The 21137-nt window shown below is 40.3% G+C and carries 19 protein-coding genes; 11 read left to right on the forward strand and 8 right to left on the reverse strand.

Annotation, left to right across the window (positions count from 1 at the left end; all coding sequences use genetic code 11):
* Window positions 1-103: 103 nt before the first annotated feature.
* Window positions 104-832, reverse strand: a complete 729-nt coding sequence (rpsB, locus tag BTO08_RS10080) for a 30S ribosomal protein S2 (protein ID WP_005371655.1) — start codon at window positions 830-832, stop codon at window positions 104-106.
* Window positions 833-1198: 366 nt separating this feature from the next.
* On the opposite strand from rpsB, the gene map reads away from it, so the two are divergent.
* Together map and glnD are read left to right on the forward strand one after the other, a co-directional pair.
* Window positions 1199-2038, forward strand: coding sequence for a type I methionyl aminopeptidase (gene map / locus BTO08_RS10085; RefSeq protein WP_105060864.1), 840 nt, complete (start codon window positions 1199-1201; stop codon window positions 2036-2038).
* 127 nt (window positions 2039-2165) lie between these two features.
* Window positions 2166-4787: a bifunctional uridylyltransferase/uridylyl-removing protein GlnD gene (gene glnD / locus BTO08_RS10090; protein WP_105060865.1), complete on the forward strand. Its 2622-nt coding sequence runs from the start codon at window positions 2166-2168 to the stop codon at window positions 4785-4787.
* 53 nt (window positions 4788-4840) lie between these two features.
* On the opposite strand, the gene BTO08_RS10095 is transcribed toward glnD, so the two are convergent.
* The 3 genes from BTO08_RS10095 to BTO08_RS10105 all read right to left on the reverse strand — a co-directional run bounded on the left by BTO08_RS10095 (window position 4841) and on the right by BTO08_RS10105 (window position 6446).
* Window positions 4841-5287 (reverse strand): flavodoxin, encoded by a 447-nt coding sequence (locus BTO08_RS10095; protein WP_105060866.1) that lies wholly within the window; start codon window positions 5285-5287, stop codon window positions 4841-4843.
* Window positions 5288-5378: 91 nt separating this feature from the next.
* The gene (truC, locus tag BTO08_RS10100) at window positions 5379-6116 is read right to left on the reverse strand and encodes a tRNA pseudouridine(65) synthase TruC (protein ID WP_105060867.1); all 738 of its coding nucleotides are present in this window, start codon (window positions 6114-6116) and stop codon (window positions 5379-5381) included.
* A 9-nt stretch (window positions 6117-6125) separates the two neighbouring features.
* On the reverse strand, window positions 6126-6446 hold the full coding sequence (locus BTO08_RS10105; protein WP_105060868.1) for a YqcC family protein: 321 nt from the start codon (window positions 6444-6446) through the stop codon (window positions 6126-6128).
* 186 nt (window positions 6447-6632) lie between these two features.
* Between BTO08_RS10105 and BTO08_RS10110 the strand changes: the two genes are divergently transcribed.
* From BTO08_RS10110 to BTO08_RS10135, 4 genes are all read left to right on the forward strand, one after another.
* Window positions 6633-7673, forward strand: a complete 1041-nt coding sequence (locus BTO08_RS10110) for a DUF3549 family protein (RefSeq protein WP_198038459.1) — start codon at window positions 6633-6635, stop codon at window positions 7671-7673.
* Between the two features lie 18 nt (window positions 7674-7691).
* The gene (locus BTO08_RS10115) at window positions 7692-8006 is read left to right on the forward strand and encodes a DUF3301 domain-containing protein (protein WP_105060870.1); all 315 of its coding nucleotides are present in this window, start codon (window positions 7692-7694) and stop codon (window positions 8004-8006) included.
* A 2166-nt stretch (window positions 8007-10172) separates the two neighbouring features.
* The gene (locus BTO08_RS10130) at window positions 10173-10403 is read left to right on the forward strand and encodes a DUF2789 domain-containing protein (protein ID WP_005371635.1); all 231 of its coding nucleotides are present in this window, start codon (window positions 10173-10175) and stop codon (window positions 10401-10403) included.
* A 31-nt stretch (window positions 10404-10434) separates the two neighbouring features.
* Entirely contained in the window at window positions 10435-10707 is a 273-nt protein-coding gene (locus BTO08_RS10135) for a hypothetical protein (RefSeq protein WP_105060871.1), read from the forward strand.
* A gap of 40 nt (window positions 10708-10747) precedes the next feature.
* Here the strand turns inward: BTO08_RS10135 and BTO08_RS10140 are convergent, their stop codons facing one another.
* The gene (locus BTO08_RS10140; protein ID WP_105060872.1) at window positions 10748-11524 is read right to left on the reverse strand and encodes a Zn-ribbon-containing protein; all 777 of its coding nucleotides are present in this window, start codon (window positions 11522-11524) and stop codon (window positions 10748-10750) included.
* Window positions 11525-11527: 3 nt separating this feature from the next.
* Window positions 11528-12082, reverse strand: coding sequence for a SecY-interacting protein (syd, locus tag BTO08_RS10145; protein WP_105060873.1), 555 nt, complete (start codon window positions 12080-12082; stop codon window positions 11528-11530).
* An 89-nt stretch (window positions 12083-12171) separates the two neighbouring features.
* Between syd and queF the strand changes: the two genes are divergently transcribed.
* The 5 genes from queF to xni all read left to right on the forward strand — a co-directional run bounded on the left by queF (window position 12172) and on the right by xni (window position 19592).
* Window positions 12172-13020, forward strand: a complete 849-nt coding sequence (gene queF, locus BTO08_RS10150) for an NADPH-dependent 7-cyano-7-deazaguanine reductase QueF (RefSeq protein ID WP_105060874.1) — start codon at window positions 12172-12174, stop codon at window positions 13018-13020.
* Window positions 13021-13135: 115 nt separating this feature from the next.
* A complete protein-coding gene (locus tag BTO08_RS10155) occupies window positions 13136-15415 on the forward strand; it encodes a tetratricopeptide repeat protein (RefSeq protein WP_105060875.1) in 2280 nt (759 codons plus the stop codon).
* Window positions 15416-15538: 123 nt separating this feature from the next.
* A complete protein-coding gene (locus BTO08_RS10160) occupies window positions 15539-17098 on the forward strand; it encodes a GGDEF domain-containing protein (protein WP_105060876.1) in 1560 nt (519 codons plus the stop codon).
* A 269-nt stretch (window positions 17099-17367) separates the two neighbouring features.
* Window positions 17368-18741, forward strand: coding sequence for a nucleotide 5'-monophosphate nucleosidase PpnN (gene ppnN / locus BTO08_RS10165; RefSeq protein WP_105060877.1), 1374 nt, complete (start codon window positions 17368-17370; stop codon window positions 18739-18741).
* A 74-nt stretch (window positions 18742-18815) separates the two neighbouring features.
* Window positions 18816-19592 (forward strand): flap endonuclease Xni, encoded by a 777-nt coding sequence (gene xni / locus BTO08_RS10170; RefSeq protein WP_105060878.1) that lies wholly within the window; start codon window positions 18816-18818, stop codon window positions 19590-19592.
* Window positions 19593-19667: 75 nt separating this feature from the next.
* Here the strand turns inward: xni and rlmM are convergent, their stop codons facing one another.
* Together rlmM and BTO08_RS10180 are read right to left on the reverse strand one after the other, a co-directional pair.
* Window positions 19668-20753 carry a 23S rRNA (cytidine(2498)-2'-O)-methyltransferase RlmM gene (gene rlmM, locus BTO08_RS10175; protein ID WP_105060879.1) on the reverse strand — a complete coding sequence of 362 codons (1086 nt, stop codon included), beginning with the start codon at window positions 20751-20753 and terminating at the stop codon, window positions 19668-19670.
* 10 nt (window positions 20754-20763) lie between these two features.
* A complete protein-coding gene (locus BTO08_RS10180; protein WP_198038460.1) occupies window positions 20764-21123 on the reverse strand; it encodes a DUF423 domain-containing protein in 360 nt (119 codons plus the stop codon).
* Window positions 21124-21137 lie beyond the last annotated feature (14 nt).

Here is a 21137-nt window from a genome sequence, read left to right on the forward strand (position 1 = left end):
GATTTAATTCTTCGAGTAAAAATCAGGGGCCCTATCGGCCCCTGGTAACCATTCTTAGTTTACACAAGGTAACTTAAGAGGCTCGGTAAGTAACAAGTACTTATTAAGCTTCAGCTACGAAACCGTCTTCTTCAGCTTGAACAGCGATATCTTGGTTACGAGCTTCTTTAACAGTTTGAGCTACAGCACCAGTGTAAAGCTGGATCGCACGGATTGCGTCATCGTTACCTGGGATAACGAAGTCAACGCCGTCTGGATCAGAGTTAGTATCAACAACAGCAAATACTGGGATACCTAGGTTGTTAGCTTCTTTGATTGCGATGTGCTCACAGTCAGCGCCGATTACGAACATTGCGTCTGGTAGGCCGCCCATGTTCTTAATACCACCTAGTGATTTCTCAAGCTTTTCCATTTCACGAGTACGCATTAGCGCTTCTTTCTTGGTTAGCTTGTCGAAAGTACCATCAGTAGATTGAGCTTCAAGATCTTTAAGACGCTTGATTGATTGACGAACAGTTTTCCAGTTAGTCAACATACCACCCAACCAACGGTTGTTTACGTAGTACTGGTCACAGCTGATTGCTGCTTCTTTGATTGATTCGCTAGCTGCGCGCTTAGTACCAACGAAAAGAACTTTACCTTTACGAGCTGCAATTTTTTCAATTTCAGCTAGTGCTGCATTGAACATTGGTACAGTTTTTTCTAGGTTGATGATGTGTACACGGTTACGAGCGCCGAAAATGAATGGCTTCATTTTTGGGTTCCAGTAACGAGTTTGGTGACCAAAGTGTACACCAGCCTGAAGCATGTCGCGCATTGATACAGTTGCCATTGAATAATCCTCTATGGGGTTAGGCGTCCACATATCCCATCTTAAAACCGACCCGATAATAACTATTAAAGCTATTGTTACCTTATTAGGTAACCGAGCACCCCGGCAGATGTGTCGATATGTGTGAATAATAAAATAAGTGTGTGTGACTCAATCAAGTCGCACCTTCGTACCTAATATTAGTGCTTACGCAAAAATATATGTTATCGAAAGAAACAAAATCACCGATCACGGCGCGCTTTATACCATATATTTAGGCGCTAAATCTAGTCAAATCTGGTTATGAGAATGAATCTTATCTTTCCATTAGCCCTAAGCGACTGGTAATATAGTGCTATAGCAAAACATACAAATAGAGACGATTATATGAGCATTAAGATCAAAACGGCTGAAGAAATTGAAAAAATGCGCGTTGCGGGCCGTTTGGCTGCTGAAGTGCTAGAAATGATCGAGCCCCACGTTAAAGCTGGTGTAACTACCGAAGAGCTTGACCGTATTTGTCATGACTACATAACTAAAGATCAGCAAGCTATTCCAGCACCACTGAATTACCATGGTTTTCCAAAATCAGTATGTACTTCAATTAACCACGTAGTATGTCATGGTATTCCAGCACAAGCTGATGAAGAAGTACCAGAAGCAAATGGTAAATACATCAAGCCTGCAGTACTAAAGGATGGCGATATTATTAATATCGACGTAACCGTTATTAAAGATGGTTACCATGGCGATACATCAAAAATGTTTGAAGTGGGTGAAGTATCACTCGAAGACAAGCGTCTATGTCGTGTGGCACAAGAAAGCCTTTACTTAGCCATTAAAAAAGTAAAACCAGGTGCACGTGTAGGTGATATTGGTACAGCTATTCAGAAGTTTATCAAATCTGGTAATAGCCGTTTCTCTATTGTTAAAGATTACTGTGGTCATGGTATCGGTAATGAATTCCACGAAGAACCACAAGTAGTTCACTACAAAAATAACGATCGTACCGTACTAAAAGAAGGCATGTGTTTCACTATCGAGCCAATGATCAACGCCGGTAAGTTCGGTTGTGAATCTGATGACCAAGACGGTTGGACAGTTTACACAGTCGATGGTAAAAAATCCGCGCAATGGGAACATACCCTGCTAGTGACAAAAGATGGTTGTGAAATTTTAACGCTTCGTACAGAAGAAACACTTCCACGCGTTATGCATAACGCATAACGTACCGACTTCGTTAACAAGATCATAAAAACCGACCTTCTGTGTCGGTTTTTTTCTCCCTATACATGTTGTTCCTCACTAGTAGTCGTTATAGTAAAGATAAGATTTAGCAATAGCACGGACTGCCATGACGGATACCCTTTCTCTTCAACTTGATCGTTACCTTGATCAAGACATCACGCTCGATAATTTACGTAATGCATTAGCCACCTTTGCAGAACAACAAAAAGAATGTTTTTTTCAGCATGTTCCTATTGCAGATCTAGTTACTGCTCGCAGTAACTATATAGATCAACTGCTACAACGTTTATGGCATTTTTACGGATTTTCACAGCAATCAGATTTAGCTTTTGTTGCCGTCGGTGGTTATGGTCGTGGTGAGCTTCATCCCCTTTCGGATGTCGATATTTTAATCTTAAGTGAACAACCTATTAGCGATGAGATTGGCGTAAAAGTCAGTGAGTTTATTACACTACTGTGGGATCTACGATTAGAAGTAGGACAAAGTGTCCGTACTGTTGCTGAATGCGTTGATGTTGGCAAAGATGATCTAACTGTTGCAACAAACTTAACCGAAGCCCGTTATTTATGTGGTAATAAAGGTACCTATAATCACCTTATTGAATCCATTAATGATGGCGCATTCTGGCCAAGTCATACGTTTTATAAAGCCAAGTTAGAAGAACAAAAAAAACGTCACGCTCGTTATCACGATACCACCTACAATTTAGAACCTGATATAAAATCAAGCCCTGGCGGACTGCGAGATATTCATACTTTAACTTGGGTTGCACGCCGACACTTTGGCGCCACCAGCTTATTTGAAATGAGTCGCCATGGTTTTTTAACTGATGCTGAATATCGTGAACTGGTTGAATGTCAAAATGAGTTGTGGCGAATTCGCTTTGCATTACATATAGAACTTCGTCGTTATGATAATCGCCTTACTTTTGATCATCAGGCATCAGTGGCTAACAACTTAGGTTATCAAGGTGAAGGTAATCGCCATGTTGAAATGATGATGAAAGAGTTCTACCGCACGCTTCGTCGAGTAGCCGAACTCAATAAAATGCTACTACAACTATTTGAACAAGCGATTATTACCCAACAAAAAGATACCGAGCCCACCGTACTTGATGAGGACTTTCAAATTCGGGGGCATTTAATTGAAGCCACTAAGCCTGCTCTATTCCAAGCACGCCCTGAAACTATTTTAGATATGTTCCTTCATGTCGCAAAAAACTCTGAGATTGAAGGTATTGCAGCACCCACATTGCGCCAATTACGTACAGCTCGTCGGCGATTGAATCTCTTCCTAATCGAAATCCCAACTGCTCGTGAAAAGTTCATGGAGTTGGTCCGACAACCCAACGCCTTGCAAAAAGCATTTCGCTTAATGCATCGTCACGGCGTGTTATCCGCTTATCTACCGCAATGGAGCCACATTGTTGGCCAAATGCAATTTGATTTATTCCACGTTTATACCGTCGATGAACATAGTATTCGTGTGATCAAAAACCTGAATAAATTTAGCGATCCAGAAAATCAACAACGTCACCCTATTTGCTGTGAGATCTATCCCCGTATAGTTAAGAAAGAATTATTAATTCTAGCGGCTATTTTTCATGATATCGCCAAAGGTCGAAAAGGCGATCACTCTGAACTCGGTGCTGTCGATGCCTATGAATTTTGTATCCAACATGGGCTATCACGACCAGAAGCGAACATTGTTTCATGGTTAGTTAAAAAACACCTTCTCATGTCAGTAACCGCACAACGTCGCGATATTTACGATCCCGAAGTCGTCACTGAATTTGCTAAAGAAGTACGAGATGAAGAACGTCTGGACTATTTAGTCTGCTTAACCGTTGCAGATATCTGCGCTACTAATCAAGACTTATGGAACAGTTGGAAACGTACTCTTCTCTCCGAGCTTTACTACTCAACCCAAAAAGCATTACGTCGCGGTTTAGAAAATACGCCAGATGTGCGTGACCGTATTCGTCACAATCAACAATTAGCTTCTGCCATGTTACGCAGTAAAGGTTTTCAGCCACGTGAGATTGAAGTGTTATGGCAACGCTTTAAAGCTGATTACTTTCTTCGCCATACCCACAAACAACTGGCGTGGCATGCTGAAGCCTTACTCACGCACGATCATGACAAACCGCTAATCTTACTCAGTAAAAAAGCAACCCGTGGCGGTACTGAAGTATTCGTGTATAGCAAAGATAAAGCCAAGCTTTTTGCTATCGTCGTTTCAGAGCTAGATAAGAAGAACTTAAGTGTCCATGACGCTCAAATAATGAATAGCAAAGATGGTTACACGCTTGATACCTTTATGGTGTTAGATCCTAACGGCAAAGCAATCAATGAAAACCGTCATATCACCATCCGACGCACATTAACCAAAGCATTAACAGTGATGAAATCTGAACGAAAAATCCGTCGAGCACCACGTAAGCTATTACATTTTAATGTAAAAACTAAAGTCAGTTTTCTGCCAACCAAAACGGGCAAGAAAACGATGATGGAATTAGTTGCGTTAGACATGCCAGGATTATTAGCTAAAGTGGGAGCTGTGTTTGCCGAGCACAATATTAGCTTGCAAGCAGCGAAAATCACCACGATTGGTGAGCGCGCTGAGGACTTCTTTATTCTGGTTAATGATCAAGGTTGTAATCTTAGCGTTGAACAGCAAGAAGTATTGGAAGCGTCGCTAATACGCACAATCAATCAACACGCATAATCGATAACGTATTAGGATAAAAAAAAGCCTGCAATTATTGCAGGCTTTCTCTTTTATATCTGTGTAATAAAGGTGTTAAACCAACCTTGGGCTACATCTAACGGCTCAAAATGGACACCCGCATCAATATCAAGGCGATCTTGTACAGGTTTAGCGCCTAACTCCACTAATAACGCATCAAATTGACGCCCAGCACCACAAAAGCGATCTTCACCATAGCTTGAATCCCCTAACGCTATCACACCAAATTGCTGTTGAGGTAAAAGAGGGAATTGATCTTGCAGTGCAACATAAAGCGGTAACAAGTTTTCAGGGATCTCACCCTGTCCAGTTGTCGATGAAATGATCAGTACATTATCATCTTTGTAATCAAGAAAATCATCTAGCGTGGGGTCAAAATAGACCTGCGTTTCAATCGACGTCGCACTCTCTGCTAATGCTTCTGCCAGATCTTCCGCACCACCATAAACAGATCCGATAAAAATACCTAATCGAGCCATAATGCCCTCCATTGCCACTATAAACTATCACCAATGTGGCAATGATAAGCTTAAAAATCAAGCACTATGATCAGATATAATTAAACTTCAATTAGTCTCGTACTAATAGATTGGGGGACCAATTAAACGCAGTCATGACTTTACGCCACGTCTCATCAATATCTGCACGAATATCAATAGAATCACCTGTGATCGGGTGATCAAATTGTAATCTTGAGGCATGCAGCATTAAACGGTGACAATCATAATGTTCACGGAACATACGGTTATGGCGTCCATCACCATGATTTACATCACCAATAATATGATGACTTAAATGATGCATATGTCGACGTAGCTGGTGCTTCCGCCCAGTTTCTGGTTTCATTTCAACTAAACAATAGCGACTGGTTGAGTAGCGCCCTACCGCAATATCTGTTTCAACCGTTGCTAATGGCTCGTAAGCCGTTACAGCTGGTTGTGCTTCTTTCTCTTCTGATGCATTTTTATCAGCGATCTTATCAAGCTCAACCTTCAACGGATAATCGAGCACTGCCGCTTCTTTTATCCAACCACGCACCACGGCATGATACGTTTTATGCATATCGCGCCCAGCAAAAAGTGGCATCATTTGTGATGCAATCTCACTGGATAATCCAAACAACAAAACACCCGATGTTGGGCGATCTAAACGATGTAATGGAAAGACATGCTGGCCAATTTGATCTCGCAATGTTTGCATCACAAAAACAGTCTCATGACTATCTAGCCATGAACGGTGAACCAACATACCGGCAGGCTTGTTAACCGCAATCAAATAGTCATCGCGATATAAAATTTCAAGTTCCATTACATTCACTCAGTGTTGTTTAAATAGTAAATCTAGCTGACGTGTGACCGATAAAATATCGTTAACACCTACTTTTTCTTTCATTGCTTCTTCAATATAAGGACTAATCTCAAACTGTGCTGGTAACGGTAATTGTAAAGCAATCAGTTGTCCGAATTTGGGAATAAAAATCCATTGTAACCATTGGTGGCAATCTAATGTATCAATTGCAAATGGTTCAGTGCTTGTAAGTAACTGCTCATCAGGAGGCGTTAACTGCCAATGAGAATGTTGACGTAGTACCAACTCTAATTCTTCAAGTAAACGTTGACTATGATGATATTTATCCATCTTCCCCCCTGATAGTAAGCCGCGCAGAATAGCACTTGAAACGAGATGCCCCAAGTAATTCAAGCGTCTTAGCATCGCGGTTATGAAACCTTTAGCCTACCCAATATAAATCCTTTAGTTAATAGGTATGCTTGGCTCACCGCAAAAGTTATACTGACTTTCTGACTTAGGAGCACAGATATGACCATGGATAAATTTCATACCCTGACCCAATTACTTGATAATGCAGGCTGCCAATACAACATTTTTGATCTCGGCCGCCGTGTGAATGAAATTGATGTTTCACAATTTAAAGCTGTCGAAGAAAATCGCCAGCCTTATCCATGGCCATTACAGCAACATGCGCATTTAGCTATTTCTTTTTGGCAACCTCAACATACACCGTGGATCTGGTTTCTTCGATTACCACTCGATGAGCGTGGCTTATTAAAACAAGCAGCTGTTGGTGATTTTATTAAATATGTGATTGAAGCGATGGGCGCAACACTTAATAGCGAGCCGACTGAAGAAGAACAAGAAAAGCTAGCGGCTAATCCTTACACGTTTAAACCCACCGATGACAAGATGGCTATTTTTCACGCCCAGATCCGTCATCAATTGGATTTACCAGCAAGCCAATATTACGAACATGCTCAGCAATATTTATCCGGTAAATTAGATTGGCAACAGTGGCAAGGTGTTGGTTTACAAGGCATTGCCGATATTTGTGCGCGAATGAAGCAAGAAAATAATGCTACCTTTATTCGTAAAGCAATTGCAAACCTTCCTATGACGCCACTTTATGCCCTGCTTGGCTGCTTAGAGCACTGTACATTACCTGATCCTTTAAGTACTCGTATCAGTGAACATTTAAGTGCTGAAATCAATAGCCAAGATCCGGATCTATTTTTAGTTTCAGCGTTGATCCGTGCAATATCTGGCAGTGATAGCAAAGTCTTAAACCCTGCTCTTGAAAGTATTTTAGCCCAACCAGAATTGTGTCACCGCGAAGTGTTAATCGCTATTGCTGGTCGATGCTGGTCGGGGCTATTAACAACAGACAACGCTGCAAGATTTTTATTACGCCTTGCTGAGACAAACGATCAAGCACTGTTCAATCAATTATTTGCAGATTTAGTCATGCTTCCTGTACTACGTGGCACCATGCTTCAAGTATTACATGGTCAAGCTGAACCAGCTTTAGTCGCCGCGATTGAGAAATTACAGCAACATGCTCGTGGGCAATAAGAGAATAGGAATAAAAGTTTGGATAATTTATTCGGAATACTGCTTATCGCAATCATCGGTTTTTTATTTTGGCAGCAAAGACGACAAACAGAGCTAGCGCAATATTTTATAGAGCAGCGCTGTAAAAATATGGGACTGCAATTACTGAGCTTTGCGAGAGGAAAACATAAAATCAAAGATCATCGTGGAGAATGGGGATGGCGTACTATCTTTGTCTTTGAGTTTTCTGCCGACGGGCATGATGCCTATCAAGGTTATTTAGAAATGAAGCGACTTCGAGCAAGCCATTTTTATATTCCCCCTCATCGTCTTCCTGAGGGTGAAGAGTATTAATTTTTTATAGTGATAAAAAAGAACGGGCGCAACTTTCGTTGCGCCCTATGGCTTTACATGCAGCATTCCCGCTACTATGGTGCTCCCTGCCATCAATCCTTGATATACTTAAATCCCCAATGTAGCTCCAAACTCTATCCTAGAGTTGCTCTTCGGTAGTTCCTTGACCCATCAATATTCCAATATTGACTCTCTCTTCCGTCCTGGAGGTGTCCTTTACTTCATCCTAAAGCTGTTCCTGACTTCATCAATGAAGATTAATCCCTACTCAATCCTAGAGTGTTCCACTCACTCCATCCTAGAGCGCTATCCCTAAACTTCATCCTGAAGTGTTCCATGTCATCCAGACCAGTAAATATCCTATTTACCTCACTACATCCTGTAGTTTTCCCTGCACAATCCTTGTTAGATAGCTCCGCTATCTATCCTCATCCTGAGGTAGCTAATCCTTAGCTGTTCCGTTTCCTAATGCCGTTCCCTTTCGACAAGGTAGATATTACTAGATTAGTAATCATGAACAACACATATACAGGTTATGAAAAATAAAGACTTTTTATTAAACCACTAAGCGTAAAAATAAATGACTGATATTAAATAACTATTTTTATAAAATTACTATTTTTACGATTAAAAAAAAGAATTAATCCCACAGCGATGTAAGAGATGTCTTACAAAGTGAATAGATAAAAAGCTATAACGCAGAAAAATAAAGAGAAAACAGAGGAAAAACAGACGTTGAATGTTACATAACGTATGAAAAGAAGTATTAAAAAGAGATATGAAAAATTAGAAAGGCATAAAAAAGAGCGGGCGCGACTTGCGTCGCGCCCTTAGGTCTTACTTGCAGCATTCCCGCTACTATAGTGCTCCCTGCCTCATTCCTTTGACTGCCGATTCCTTCAGCATTGTCCTTGCGCTTCTTCCTGAAGTTGTTCCTTTGGTTATCCTAACCCGTCACCACATCCTGTTATGACTCTCTTCTCCTTCCTGGAGGTGTCCTTTACTTCGTCCTGAAGTGTTCCTTTTGTCATCCTGACTGGTAAACATCCTGCTTACCGAACTCTATCCTAGAGTGTTCCCTTCACAGTCCTTGTTTGATAAACCATCCTAGCTTATCAATCTCTCATCCTGAGACCACTACATCCTGTAGTATATTCCTGTTCCGTTCCGTCAGTTCCTTCCGACACTATTAATATTACGCCAATCACCTTAATAAACACAGACACCAAAATACATTTATTTTCTATTGAAAAAAAACCCAAACACACACATAGGAATAAAGGGTTTATAATCATATAGTTAAGGATATTTAAAAGACATTTGATGTTACTTAAACAACAGATATCCCACGCATTTGTAAGAGATCTCGCACAAAGGAGCAAGAGATTAACGATATAAAAACTGAAATATTCTTTTATATTTAATCTTTTTACGTATAAATCGACATATGCGTCACGCTGTAAAAACAACTTTCGCAACAAAAAGAAGAAAAAGGAACAAAGATATTTTTCTTTAAATAAAAAGAGAGGGCGTGACTTTCGCCACGCCCTTAGGTCTTACTTGCAGCATTCCCGCTACTATAGTGCTCCCTGCCTCATTCCTTTGACTGCCGATTCCTTCAGCATTGTCCTTGCGCTTCTTCCTGAAGTTGTTCCTTTGGTTATCCTAACCCGTCACCACATCCTGTTATGACTCTCTTCTCCTTCCTGGAGGTGTCCTTTACTTCGTCCTGAAGTGTTCCTTTTGTCATCCTGACTGGTAAACATCCTGCTTACCGAACTCTATCCTAGAGTGTTCCCTTCACAGTCCTTGTTTGATAAGCCATCCTAGTTTATCAACCTCTCATCCTGAGACCACTACATCCTGTAGTATATTCCTGTTCCGTTCCGTCAGCTCCTTCCGACACCAATAAGATTACGCGATTTGCTTTTTTAAACAATAAAGCTCTATCAATAATTTATAAAAATTTTTTTGATAAAATACATATCAATAAATAAAACAATTAAAATCAATCAGATAAAAAAAAAGTGACGACATTTAGTATGCTTATAAGATTGTTTTCTCACGCTGTTGTAAGCGATCTCTCACAACAGGAATAGTAAAAAAGACAGTTTGAATACACTATACTTTGCTTAATATCTCGGTCATGATTATGAGGAAACGATGATGGAACAATTTCAGCACAATTTATCTCATTTATTCAGCCAATTAGGACTTAATAATTCAGATGAGTTTATACAATCATTCATCATCCAACATCAGCTAGCCCAACATCAAAATATTGCTGAAGCACCTTTTTTCTCTGTTATACAGCGCCGATTTATAAAGGAATGCCAAGAGCAAGATGCGGACTGGTGTGAAGTGATTGATCAACTTGATGCTTTACTAAGAAAGTAAATGCGTTGTTATATGTAGGATACTAAAAACAATGTCGACAATTACCCAAGAATTAGAGAGTGCGATTAGTTCTTTAATCTCAGAAGGAAAAGAGCCTTCTGTTGCCTTAATAAAATCACGATTAGCGACGCCTCTACCGATCCCGGTTATTATCAAAGCGCTTCAAGCATGGAAAAAAAATGCCAAAGTTCCAACGATTGAAAAGCAAACCAAAGCGCTCACCGCGGAAGAACGTATCACTCAACTCGAACAACAGATCATCACACTTTCAACTCGCTTAGCTAAATTAGAAGCTCAGCAATAATAAAAAGGCTCCTTTGATGAAATCAGGAGCCTTATTTATATTATTGGTAGTTCCATGATAGATTTGAAACTAATCGGCATTTATCGCATTTAAAATGAAATAAACCATGTAAAGGATCCTCTACACGCCAATCATTACTACATTTAGGGCATGTTCGGTTTATTTCACTCTCGAGACTTTCGCCACCAACACGATAAAGATAGTAATAAGTCGGTATGCGGGTTGTTGATTCAATGTGCTCACGTAATTTCTCACCACGAGAAAACAGTTCACTATCAACCTCACCAATTTCATCTAGTGCCATTTTTATTGCTGGTTGGCTCTTATTTGCCATCTGAATTTCATCAAAGGCTTGCCATTCTGTTTGCCATTTAACCAATGCCTTATAATCACCATCAAGATGAGCACCAGTCTGATAGAGTGGGATCGGCAATAATGAATCACCACTACGTAACGGCGAACATGTATGTACATAGGTTGTATAAAGCACTTGCCACGATGGCTTGCTCTGCTCAGTTGCCGCTTCTGAATTTAAATCAATCCCTAACACTTTTATTTTTGGTGTCAGTAAGCAAGCATCACTCAACTTTTCAAAACAACGTGTCACTTGTTCACTATTGTATTTCGGATGCAGACTGTCTTTTTCAGGACATACTGCACGGACACGAAAAACCCCATCATCAACCGTAATCGGAAACTCGCGTCCTAGCACTTGACCGTTATAACGTAAATCATCCATTAATCCATTAATGGCACGATCCACACGTGATAGCGTTGTATTATCAAAACACTCAAACTGTAACTCTACAACGTACACTTTTTATTCCTCTGTTATTACGGGGGTTAACTGAGTTAAAAACTCTTCAACATTGACCGCTAACACTTCACGAATATCTTTACCTAGCGTTTCTCGTAAGACATTCCCCGTTAAATTACAGATAGAGATCACTTCAAACTCGGCTTCTAGTGCTGCAATAAAAACAGTAGGCTTTAGCTTTAAACGACGTTGTGTCACTAAGTGACCTAAAATATTTTGTTGTAAGCGATCTATATCGTCTTCATTAAAAGCTTGAAGTAAATCTAACTCAACATCACCAAACTTTGCTCGCATATCACCACTAAATTGTGAGCAATAAAAGTCATGAACATCTTGATGTAGTGTAAGTTCAATCCCTTTTTCAACACCAGATAATGTTCCAATAGGATTTCGAGACATCGGCTTCCATGTCACCATATCGCCAGAATCATGGATCACACAGGGGGAATCTAAGCCAACAAGATCCTGACTTTCTGGAAAACCGCGATCTGCATCACACCATGCTTGCAAATAACGAGAAGAAAAGTCAGATAAAGCACAGGTAACTGGATGATTCATTCGCAACCTCATTAAAGATTCAGTAAACTTTAGACTTGAAAACCGTTTTTACGGACTATCAATTCTAATCCAAGAGTGTCATAGACAGTATGAGTAAATATAAAGACGCTAAAGAATTAGCTGGTTTAACCCTTGGTAAAACCACAGAGTATAAAGATCAGTACGACCCATCGCTACTACAAGCTGTACCGAGAAGCCTAAACCGTACCGATCTCAATATCAGTGATGATGCACTCCCTTTCACTGGCTATGATATTTGGACGTTGTACGAATTGTCATGGTTAAATAGTAAAGGTCTACCACAAGTTGCCATTGGTGAAGTACGTCTACCAGCTTCAAGTCCAAACTTGATTGAATCTAAATCTTTCAAGCTTTACCTGAATAGCTTTAATCAAACACGATTTGAAAGTTGGCAAGGTATTGCAGACACACTGCAGATTGATCTGTCACGCTGCGCAGGTGCTGATGTTGACGTCACAATTCAACCATTAGAAGATTTTAGCGAACAACCTATCGTGAATTTCTTCGGCACTTGTATTGATGATCAAGATATCGAAATTGAGGACTATGGCTTCAATCCTGCACTACTTGAAAATAGTGTAGAGGAGGAAGAAGTAGAAGAAATCCTACATAGCCATCTGTTAAAATCAAATTGTCTGATCACCAGCCAGCCTGATTGGGGCAGTGTCCGTATTGCTTATAAAGGCAAACGTATTAATCGTGAAAAATTGCTACGTTATATCGTTTCTTTCCGCAATCATAATGAATTCCATGAGCAATGTGTTGAGCGTATTTTCAGTGATATCATGAAATACTGCAAACCCGAGTTGTTAACGGTATATGCACGTTATACACGCCGTGGTGGCTTAGATATTAACCCTTATCGTACCAATATGGGTAAATCACCTAGCGACAACTTCCGTCTCGCTCGCCAGTAATTAGACTCTGTTAGCGAAATCAACATTAAGTCCAGCAAAAAACCTGTCTTTGCTGGACTTGATGCCTTAAGCCAGTAAAATCAACACTATTCGTTTTTTGTTGTCTTGGGATGATATGTTTTTTCGCCGTTTGCTTTGCACTGCTCTCTTTTTGTTCTTAACTTCATTTAGCCTGCAAGCAAAAATCTACACCGTCCCTATGCTTTCTGAAGCTAACAGCTTGCTACTTAGTCAGCCTGAGCGAGCACTTTCTATTACCCAAAAATACCTCAGCCAACGTCGCTTAAGTAAACCTCAAGACCCCGCTAGAGTTCATATCAATGAAGAAAGTGATCATACTATCCGAACACCATTAAATACGGTGAATGCTCTGCAAATTCAAGCTAAAGCACTATCGATTTTACAACGTTCAGAACAAGCTATTGCCGTTATCAAAAAAGCTGAAAAAATTGCTACTGAACATCACCTTATTTATCCTTTATATGAAAGTCAGTTATTGCTAGCTACGTTCTATTGGGAAAACCTTCGTAATAGCACGACTGCATTAAAGATGCTCGATAATATTGATGCTGAAAGTCGCAAAGCTCCCTCGCTCAAGCTGACAAAGCAACTACAAGTCCTTAAATATCGTTCGTTAATGTTACGTGCCAACATTGAATCAAGTATTGGTGCTGATGAAAAAGCAGAAAAGCTGTATATCAAAGCCAAAGGTTATTTAGTCGCGTTAGATGATCAAGACGAGCTCATTAATTACCAATTAAAACTGGGTCAACATTATTTAAAGCATCAGCACTATGATATGGCGCTCGATCGTCTACTTAGTGGTTATTGGCTAGCGGTTGAAACAGATGATCAAGGCCAAATTGCCCAAGCTAACTATTATTTAGCTGAGTTATTTGATGAGCGAAAAGTATTTGATAAGGCACTCGACCATGCTACTCAAGCGGGTGAGTTTTTCGAACGCTATAAGCGCGGTCAACAGCTAGCTAAGACATTAACGCTAATTGCTTCTATTTATGAACAGCAGGGGCGTTATAACTTAGCGCTTGTTCACTATTTCAACGCGCTAGATCAAGAAAACCAACTTGAACACGATGTTCGTTCAGCACGGTTACGTCTAAATATTGCTCGCGTGTATTTGCATTTATACAACTACACCAAAGCAGAAGTTTATATCGTACAAGCACGTAACTTAGCGCTACAAACCGGTAATGAGAACATTGTGGCTGAAAGCCAAATCTTGCAAGGCCAATTAGAGCTTGCTGAAAACAAGCTCGATGATGCAGTAACCTCTCTTCAAGCAGGTTTAATTTCAGCCAGTCGTATCGGTGCGGTCAAATTACAACTATTGGGTGAATCCATCCTTTCTGAAGCCTTTGAAAAGCAAAATGATTACTACAACGCGTTATTAAGTCAGCGCCGCTATGAACAGTTATATGCAGGCCAACAAGAAAGTATTGCAAGAAGTAATGTTGAAGTATTTAAACAGCAACAAAAAATGATGGAGCGCTCACTTAAGCTTGAAGAGATGGAGCGTGAACAATTTGAAAGTGAAAAAGCATTATATAAACAGCAAAAAATCACCATGATTTTAATTGGTGTTTTAGCCTTTATGCTTTTGCTATTACTTCGTCGCCAACACCTGAATAAACAACTTAAGCAACAACTAGCGCAACTACGTACGGATTACTATACCCATCCCCGTAGTGGTCTACGTAACTTACGAATGCTCAATGCACGCTTAGCAAACTCACTTCAGCAAAGTAGTGCAAACTTTGAACAGTGGCACTTAGGTGAAATAATCAATGAACCGCTAAGTGACCGATTACGCTTTGCGTTATTTGAAGTCTCTTGCTTAAAGCGAATTTACTTAGAGCAAGGCTATAAGCAAGGCTTAGATGCCGAAAAGGCCTTTGGTTTATATTTACAAGAACAAGTTTTAGAGCCTGCGAGGATCTACCACTTCTCCGATGCCATGTTCTTATATATAGAGCCGAACGCACGGTTAAGTTGCGATCCTAAACAGTTAGCAGATTCATTACAGCAACTTGTTGATAATTATGCGCTTAAAAACAATCTCAATAATGATATTCAAATAGGTATGGCAGAGTACCCATTCTTACCCCGCGCTTATACGGCGATTAATGACCAAGAGCTCATTGATATCTTACTAATGGCAGTCAATGCGGGAGTGAAAATGAATGACAGTGAACCGGGTAGCCATTGGGTGCATTTATGCGCTATAGATGCCGCACCAGCAGCCAGTTTTGTCTGTGGCGATATTCGTCGGTCTTGCATTGAAGGCATCGATAAAGGGCTCGTGAAAGTACGAAGTTCATCCAAATCAGATATTATCTGGAATAATGATCACAGTACTGACACAAATGTAAGTTAAGTTACTCAAGCTTTTTTTTTCGATGTCGAAAATAGTTGAGATATGTGTAAATTTAAGGGATTGAGGAAAAAAGCGCTCAATGAAGAAGATAGATATTAATGCTAATGATGAATACGTAATCCTGTGACAGATATTAATTCGGTTGTTTCTGAAGTGAGTAACTTGAAGCAACGCTTAGATCAAGCTCAACTTTCTTATCGTGATGCCTCTTTAAAGTCACGACGTGAAATCGTGATCTTAAAACGCCTCATCACACGATTAATTATCGCTTGTAGAGGCATAAATTCTGAACTCGATGAGCGTTTAGAAAGCATTCGCCACGAGTTAGAACAACCGACAGATATCAGTAAACTTATCCCTCGCTTAGCTGTCATTGAACGTTTAGTTAATCAACAAGCTGATATTGTTAATAAACAGAATCTACGCTTAAATCAAAAAATTCATCAAGCGGGAGAAACCCTTTCTCGCCATCGTGATTTACCCGTCCAGTTACGACGTGATCTACGCGCCGTACTGAACCATGACTCTGGCGTGTTACTCGACAACCATCGCCGTATTTTACGTTTGTTAGAACTTTATGAGCGAACGATAAAACTAGGCTCAGCAACCAAAGTTACTCATGCAGCAGATGTTGTAGAGAAGTCTACACATCATCTTGAGTTAATTGCCGAGTTACAACACCTTATTACTGAAATAGACTTTAACGGTGAACATGGTAATCAGCTGATTGAGATCAAATCTCAACTCAACAACGAACTTGATACTCAACAACTGACAAAAATTCAGTTCCAAGTTTTACGTTTGATCTTAGATGCCACTTTGTATGAACGCCAAGCTTCGCAAAGTTTTCTTAATAATATTAATAGTGACTTAGCCGAACTGCACAAAGATACCCATCAAACAGCAGACAAATCGTACACATTACATCAACACAGAAGCGAGTTGGATAACGAATTATCACACGTTACCCAACAACTAAAAATAAGCTTATCTGATAACACGAACCTAGAAAATAAACGTCCAACGCTTTATGCTGCCGCAAACGAGATAGACAGTATTGTAGAAAGAAATATCGCACTTCAAGAACGTGAACGAGCACTGATTGAGCAACAGCAACATAACGAGAAACAAATTCAACAGTTGATTCAACAAACCCATAATTATCGTCAACGTCTGCATGATCAAGAACAAAGCATGCTACGAGACTCATTAACTCTTGCCTATAACCGTAATGCATTTATGGATCGTATTGAGCATGAGTATCACAACTGGAAGCGTTATGAATACGCACTACCTGTTGCGCTTATTGATGTTGATAATTTCGGTGAGATCAACAATAAATTTGGTCACCTTGCAGGTGATAAAGCGTTAAAAATTATCGCTAAAAACATTCAACAATGTTTATCTGATACTGATTATTTAGCACGTTTTAGCAGCGATGAATTTATGCTTATCATGCCTGACTGTGATGAACAAACTCGCAATAAAAAACTTGCTAATATTCGAGAGGCGATCAGCCAACTCCCCTTCCGATTTAAAGATCAAAACCTATCTATTTCGGTCTCTATCGGCGCAACCTTATTTGAAGGTAATGATGATCATCATGTTGTCATCGAGCGAACTGTAAAAGCATTAGCAAGCGCAAAAAGTGCTGGAACTAATCGCTTAATTTGGATCTCTTAAAACGCTAGCGATCACTTTTTCTTAAATACCTTTCTTAAAACTTAATATGATAGTGAAAACAGACGTCTGATTTTTTATTATTAACATCTAGTCAAATGCATATTCACTGTGTATGGTAATAAAAACAAACACTATTTAGTGCTTCCTCCAAACACCTTCTATAGTAGATACCTGATGGGGGAATAACCTCAAATCATCAACATACTCTGCTTGATTTTCGCATATAGCAAGAACCAAACTGAGCTTTCATTGTTTCCAGGGAGGTTACTATGATCACACATATCAGTCCTGTTGGGGCTATGTCCCTGCTTTCCCAAATAGAAGTTGATAGCTTAAAAGCAACCGCTTCCAGTGATTTATACCGCCTATACCGTAACTGTTCACTGGCAGTACTTAATTCCGGTAGCCATACCGATAACTCAAAAGAGCTATTAGAAAAAAATAAAGATTTTGATATCAACCTAAAACGTCGAGAACGTGGTATCAAGTTAGAGTTGGTCAACCCACCTGAGCATGCATTTGTAGATGGTAAGATCATTACGGGTATTCAAGAGCATATGTTCTCAGTATTGCGCGATATTATTTATGTCGATATGCATGTTGCTCGCCGTAACGATATAGATCTTAGTAGTGCACCGCACATCACTGATTTTGTCTTTAGCTTATTGCGTAATGCTCGTACCCTTCATGCTGGTGAAGATCCAAATATTGTTGTTTGCTGGGGCGGTCACTCTATCAACCCTACTGAATACCAATACACCCGTGAAGTGGGTAATGAACTTGGTCTTCGTGAGCTCAATGTCTGTACCGGTTGTGGGCCTGGCGCAATGGAAGGGCCAATGAAAGGGGCTGCTATCGGACATGCTAAGCAACGCTATGGCAGTAGCCGTTTTATAGGGTTAACTGAACCCTCAATTATTGCCGCAGAGCCACCAAATCCAATCGTTAATGAATTAGTCATTCTGCCTGACATTGAAAAACGTTTAGAAGCTTTTGTTCGCGTTGGACACGGTATTATTATTTTCCCGGGCGGCGCCGGTACTGCGGAAGAATTGCTCTATATTCTAGGGGTGCTGATGCAGCCTGAAAATACCGAACAACCGATGCCAGTAGTATTAACAGGGCCGAAAGAAAGTGAAGATTACTTCCGTACGCTTGATGATTTTATTCAGAATACTTTAGGCGAAGAAGCGACCAAGCATTATCAGATCATCATTGATGATCCTGAGCAAGTTGCAAAAGTTATGAAAACAGCCATGACCAAAGTTAAAGAACATCGTCGAGAAATCGGAGATGCTTACTGCTTTAATTGGTCACTCAAGATCCCTGAAGAATTTCAAATGCCTTTTGCCCCCACTCATGAAGCGATGGCAAATTTGGATCTGCATATGGATCAGCCCGTTGATAAACTTGCAGCCAACCTTCGTCGTGCTTTCTCTGGAATTGTCGCAGGTAACGTTAAAGAAGAAGGTATTCATGAAATTGAACGCCATGGCCGCTTCAAAATTGATGGTGATAAATATTTAATGGATCGGATGGATAAGCTGTTACAGGATTTCGTTAAACAGCAACGAATGAAGTTACCCGGCAGCAAATATGAGCCTTGTTATGAAATTATAACAGCCGATAAAGCAACAAAATAATCACAACATCGATGATTATAATTGAGTACAATAAGGAGCTTTAGTGCTCCTTTTTATTTACAAAGAATTTGTTTATGGCTATCCACCTTGTTGTTATTGACGCTCTTAATCTCATTCGTCGTGTTCATGCGGCTCGTCCCGGTGAACCTGATGTAAAAGCGACAGCTGAGACTTGTTGTCGAGCACTGAAAAAAATCATCAAGATCAGCCAACCAACCCATATTGTGGCAGTATTCGATCATCATGGTGATGAGCGTGGCTGGCGAGCTGAGCTTCTTTCTCACTATAAAGAAGGGAGAAAACCCATGCCTGATGAGCTCATGACGGGGATGGATATTATTCAAGATGCCTTTATGGAAATAGGGATTGATTCACTGCTCTCTGATGGTGATGAAGCCGATGATCTCGTCGCTACTCTTGCGCTAAAAGTCGCCTCTCGTGGTGAGCAAGTAACTATCATTTCGACGGATAAAGGTTACTGCCAATTGTTACAACCTACACTGCGCATTCGTGATTACTTTCAAGAGCGCTGGCTAGATAGTGCATTTATTGAAAAGGAATATGGCGTAGCGCCAGATAAGCTAACGGATTATTGGGGACTTGCAGGAATAAGTTCGAGTAAGATCCCGGGGATTGCAGGTATCGGTCCTAAAGCCGCTGTAGAGTTACTCAGCCTATACCCAACGTTAGAAACTATTTTGGCAGCAGATGATCTACCAGCTAAATGGAAAAAGAAAATTGATGGTCACCACGATGTGGCACTTGCAAGTAAAGCGGTATCAAGTTTAAAAACTGATTTAGAGTTAGGTTTTAACCTGCAAGATATTCGTTACATCACACCGCAAGCCTAAGAGATTCGCGATACAAAAATGCCACTGCAATACAGTGGCATTTTTTAATTAACCTATCGCGGTTATCTCTTTCACTTAGTGTGGAGAGCGTGTATCTAGACGCTGAATGTGAACCGTAATCTCTTCGCGATCATGGTATAAATGCTTAGCTTGTAGCTTGAACTTCACACCATTTTGAATAAGAAATACTTTTAGATTTTCAATATCTTGAAGCACTTCATCATAACGACCTTTCATCGGTAATTTTAAGTTAAAGATCGCTTCTTTTGCCCACGCTTTAATTAACCACTCACCCATTAAGTGAGCTACACGCGCTGGCTTTTCAATCATGTCACAAACAATCCACGTAACGTTCTTACGTGCTGGCTCAAATTTAAAACCATCAACAGCATGGTATTTAACTTGGCCTGTATCCATTAAGCTTTGTGCCATTGTACCGTTATCAATCGCGTGAACGAACATCGAGCGCTTCACCAATTGATATGTCCAACCACCAGGACAAGCACCTAAATCAACACCCCACATACCTGGGGCTAAACGCTCATCCCACTCATGGCGAGGAATAAATACGTGAAATGCTTCTTCTAATTTCAGCGTTGAGCGACTTGGCGCATCTGCTGGGAATTTTAAGCGTGGAATGCCCATAAAGAACTGTGAGTTATTCGAGCTGTAGGAATAACCTACAAAACAACAACCCGGTGCAACGAAACATACATGTAGCACAGGTTTTTTGCTGTTATCTTTCGCGTATAAAATCTCACGCTTACGCATTGCTTGACGAAGTGGCACCGTAAACTTACGACAGAATTTTAATAACTCTTTCGCTTCATTGGTATCTGGTGTTTCAACACGGAGATCACCACAACGAGGGAAGTCATCACCAATCACTTCTAAGATTGGAGAAATACGATCATCAGCCGGTAAATCCGTTAACATCTGCGATGCCGCAAACATTTGACGTGCGAAAATTAACTGTGAAAATGGTTGTAGCTGAATAAATTTATCCGCATCACCTGCTTGATAAAATTCAAATAACACATAACCTGAATTGTTTTTTACCCGAGGGAAACCAAACAATTCCAGCGTATTTGCTTTGTCTTGAACTTCACCCGCACATTCTTTTTCAAAGCCAGGACGACAATACAATAAAACATGATTCACGTTGGAACCCTCAAGCTGAACGCCAGGCTGCTACTGCAAGCATTACCCAGCCAATAATAAAACATACTCCGCCCATCGGTGTGATGGGACCAAACCACTTAATGCCTGTTAATGCCATTGCATATAAACTGCCACTAAAACAGATTATACCAAGGGTGAAAAACAGAGCGGCGTATGATACAGCTTTTGAAGACAAAAAGCGTGTCAATATTCCACAACCCAATAATGCGAATGTATGCCACGCTTGATATTGTACGCCAGTCTTAAATACATCGAGTAAATAAGGCGATAAATGCTGCTTTAAACCGTGTGCAGCAAATGCCCCTAACCCCACAGTTAATGCACCACTCATTGCCGCAACAAAGAGCATCCAACGCGTTCGGT

This window comes from Photobacterium angustum, from assembly GCF_002954615.1.
Classification (GTDB): domain Bacteria; phylum Pseudomonadota; class Gammaproteobacteria; order Enterobacterales; family Vibrionaceae; genus Photobacterium; species Photobacterium angustum_A.

Bases quoted from the DNA above. Each gene is read 5' to 3' on its own strand.
- rpsB (WP_005371655.1), bottom strand. From the start codon at position 832: ATGGCAACTGTATCAATGCGCGACATGCTTCAGGCTGGTGTACACTTT.
- BTO08_RS10155 (WP_105060875.1), top strand. From the start codon at position 13,136: ATGTTTTTTCGCCGTTTGCTTTGCACTGCTCTCTTTTTGTTCTTAACT.
- BTO08_RS10110 (WP_198038459.1), top strand. From the start codon at position 6,633: ATGGATAAATTTCATACCCTGACCCAATTACTTGATAATGCAGGCTGC.
- BTO08_RS10180 (WP_198038460.1), bottom strand. From the start codon at position 21,123: ATGCTCTTTGTTGCGGCAATGAGTGGTGCATTAACTGTGGGGTTAGGG.
- ppnN (WP_105060877.1), top strand. From the start codon at position 17,368: ATGATCACACATATCAGTCCTGTTGGGGCTATGTCCCTGCTTTCCCAA.
- BTO08_RS10095 (WP_105060866.1), bottom strand. From the start codon at position 5,287: ATGGCTCGATTAGGTATTTTTATCGGATCTGTTTATGGTGGTGCGGAA.
- queF (WP_105060874.1), top strand. From the start codon at position 12,172: ATGAGTAAATATAAAGACGCTAAAGAATTAGCTGGTTTAACCCTTGGT.
- glnD (WP_105060865.1), top strand. From the start codon at position 2,166: ATGACGGATACCCTTTCTCTTCAACTTGATCGTTACCTTGATCAAGAC.
- BTO08_RS10135 (WP_105060871.1), top strand. From the start codon at position 10,435: ATGTCGACAATTACCCAAGAATTAGAGAGTGCGATTAGTTCTTTAATC.
- BTO08_RS10105 (WP_105060868.1), bottom strand. From the start codon at position 6,446: ATGGATAAATATCATCATAGTCAACGTTTACTTGAAGAATTAGAGTTG.
- xni (WP_105060878.1), top strand. From the start codon at position 18,816: ATGGCTATCCACCTTGTTGTTATTGACGCTCTTAATCTCATTCGTCGT.
- syd (WP_105060873.1), bottom strand. From the start codon at position 12,082: ATGAATCATCCAGTTACCTGTGCTTTATCTGACTTTTCTTCTCGTTAT.
- truC (WP_105060867.1), bottom strand. From the start codon at position 6,116: ATGGAACTTGAAATTTTATATCGCGATGACTATTTGATTGCGGTTAAC.
- map (WP_105060864.1), top strand. From the start codon at position 1,199: ATGAGCATTAAGATCAAAACGGCTGAAGAAATTGAAAAAATGCGCGTT.
- BTO08_RS10130 (WP_005371635.1), top strand. From the start codon at position 10,173: ATGGAACAATTTCAGCACAATTTATCTCATTTATTCAGCCAATTAGGA.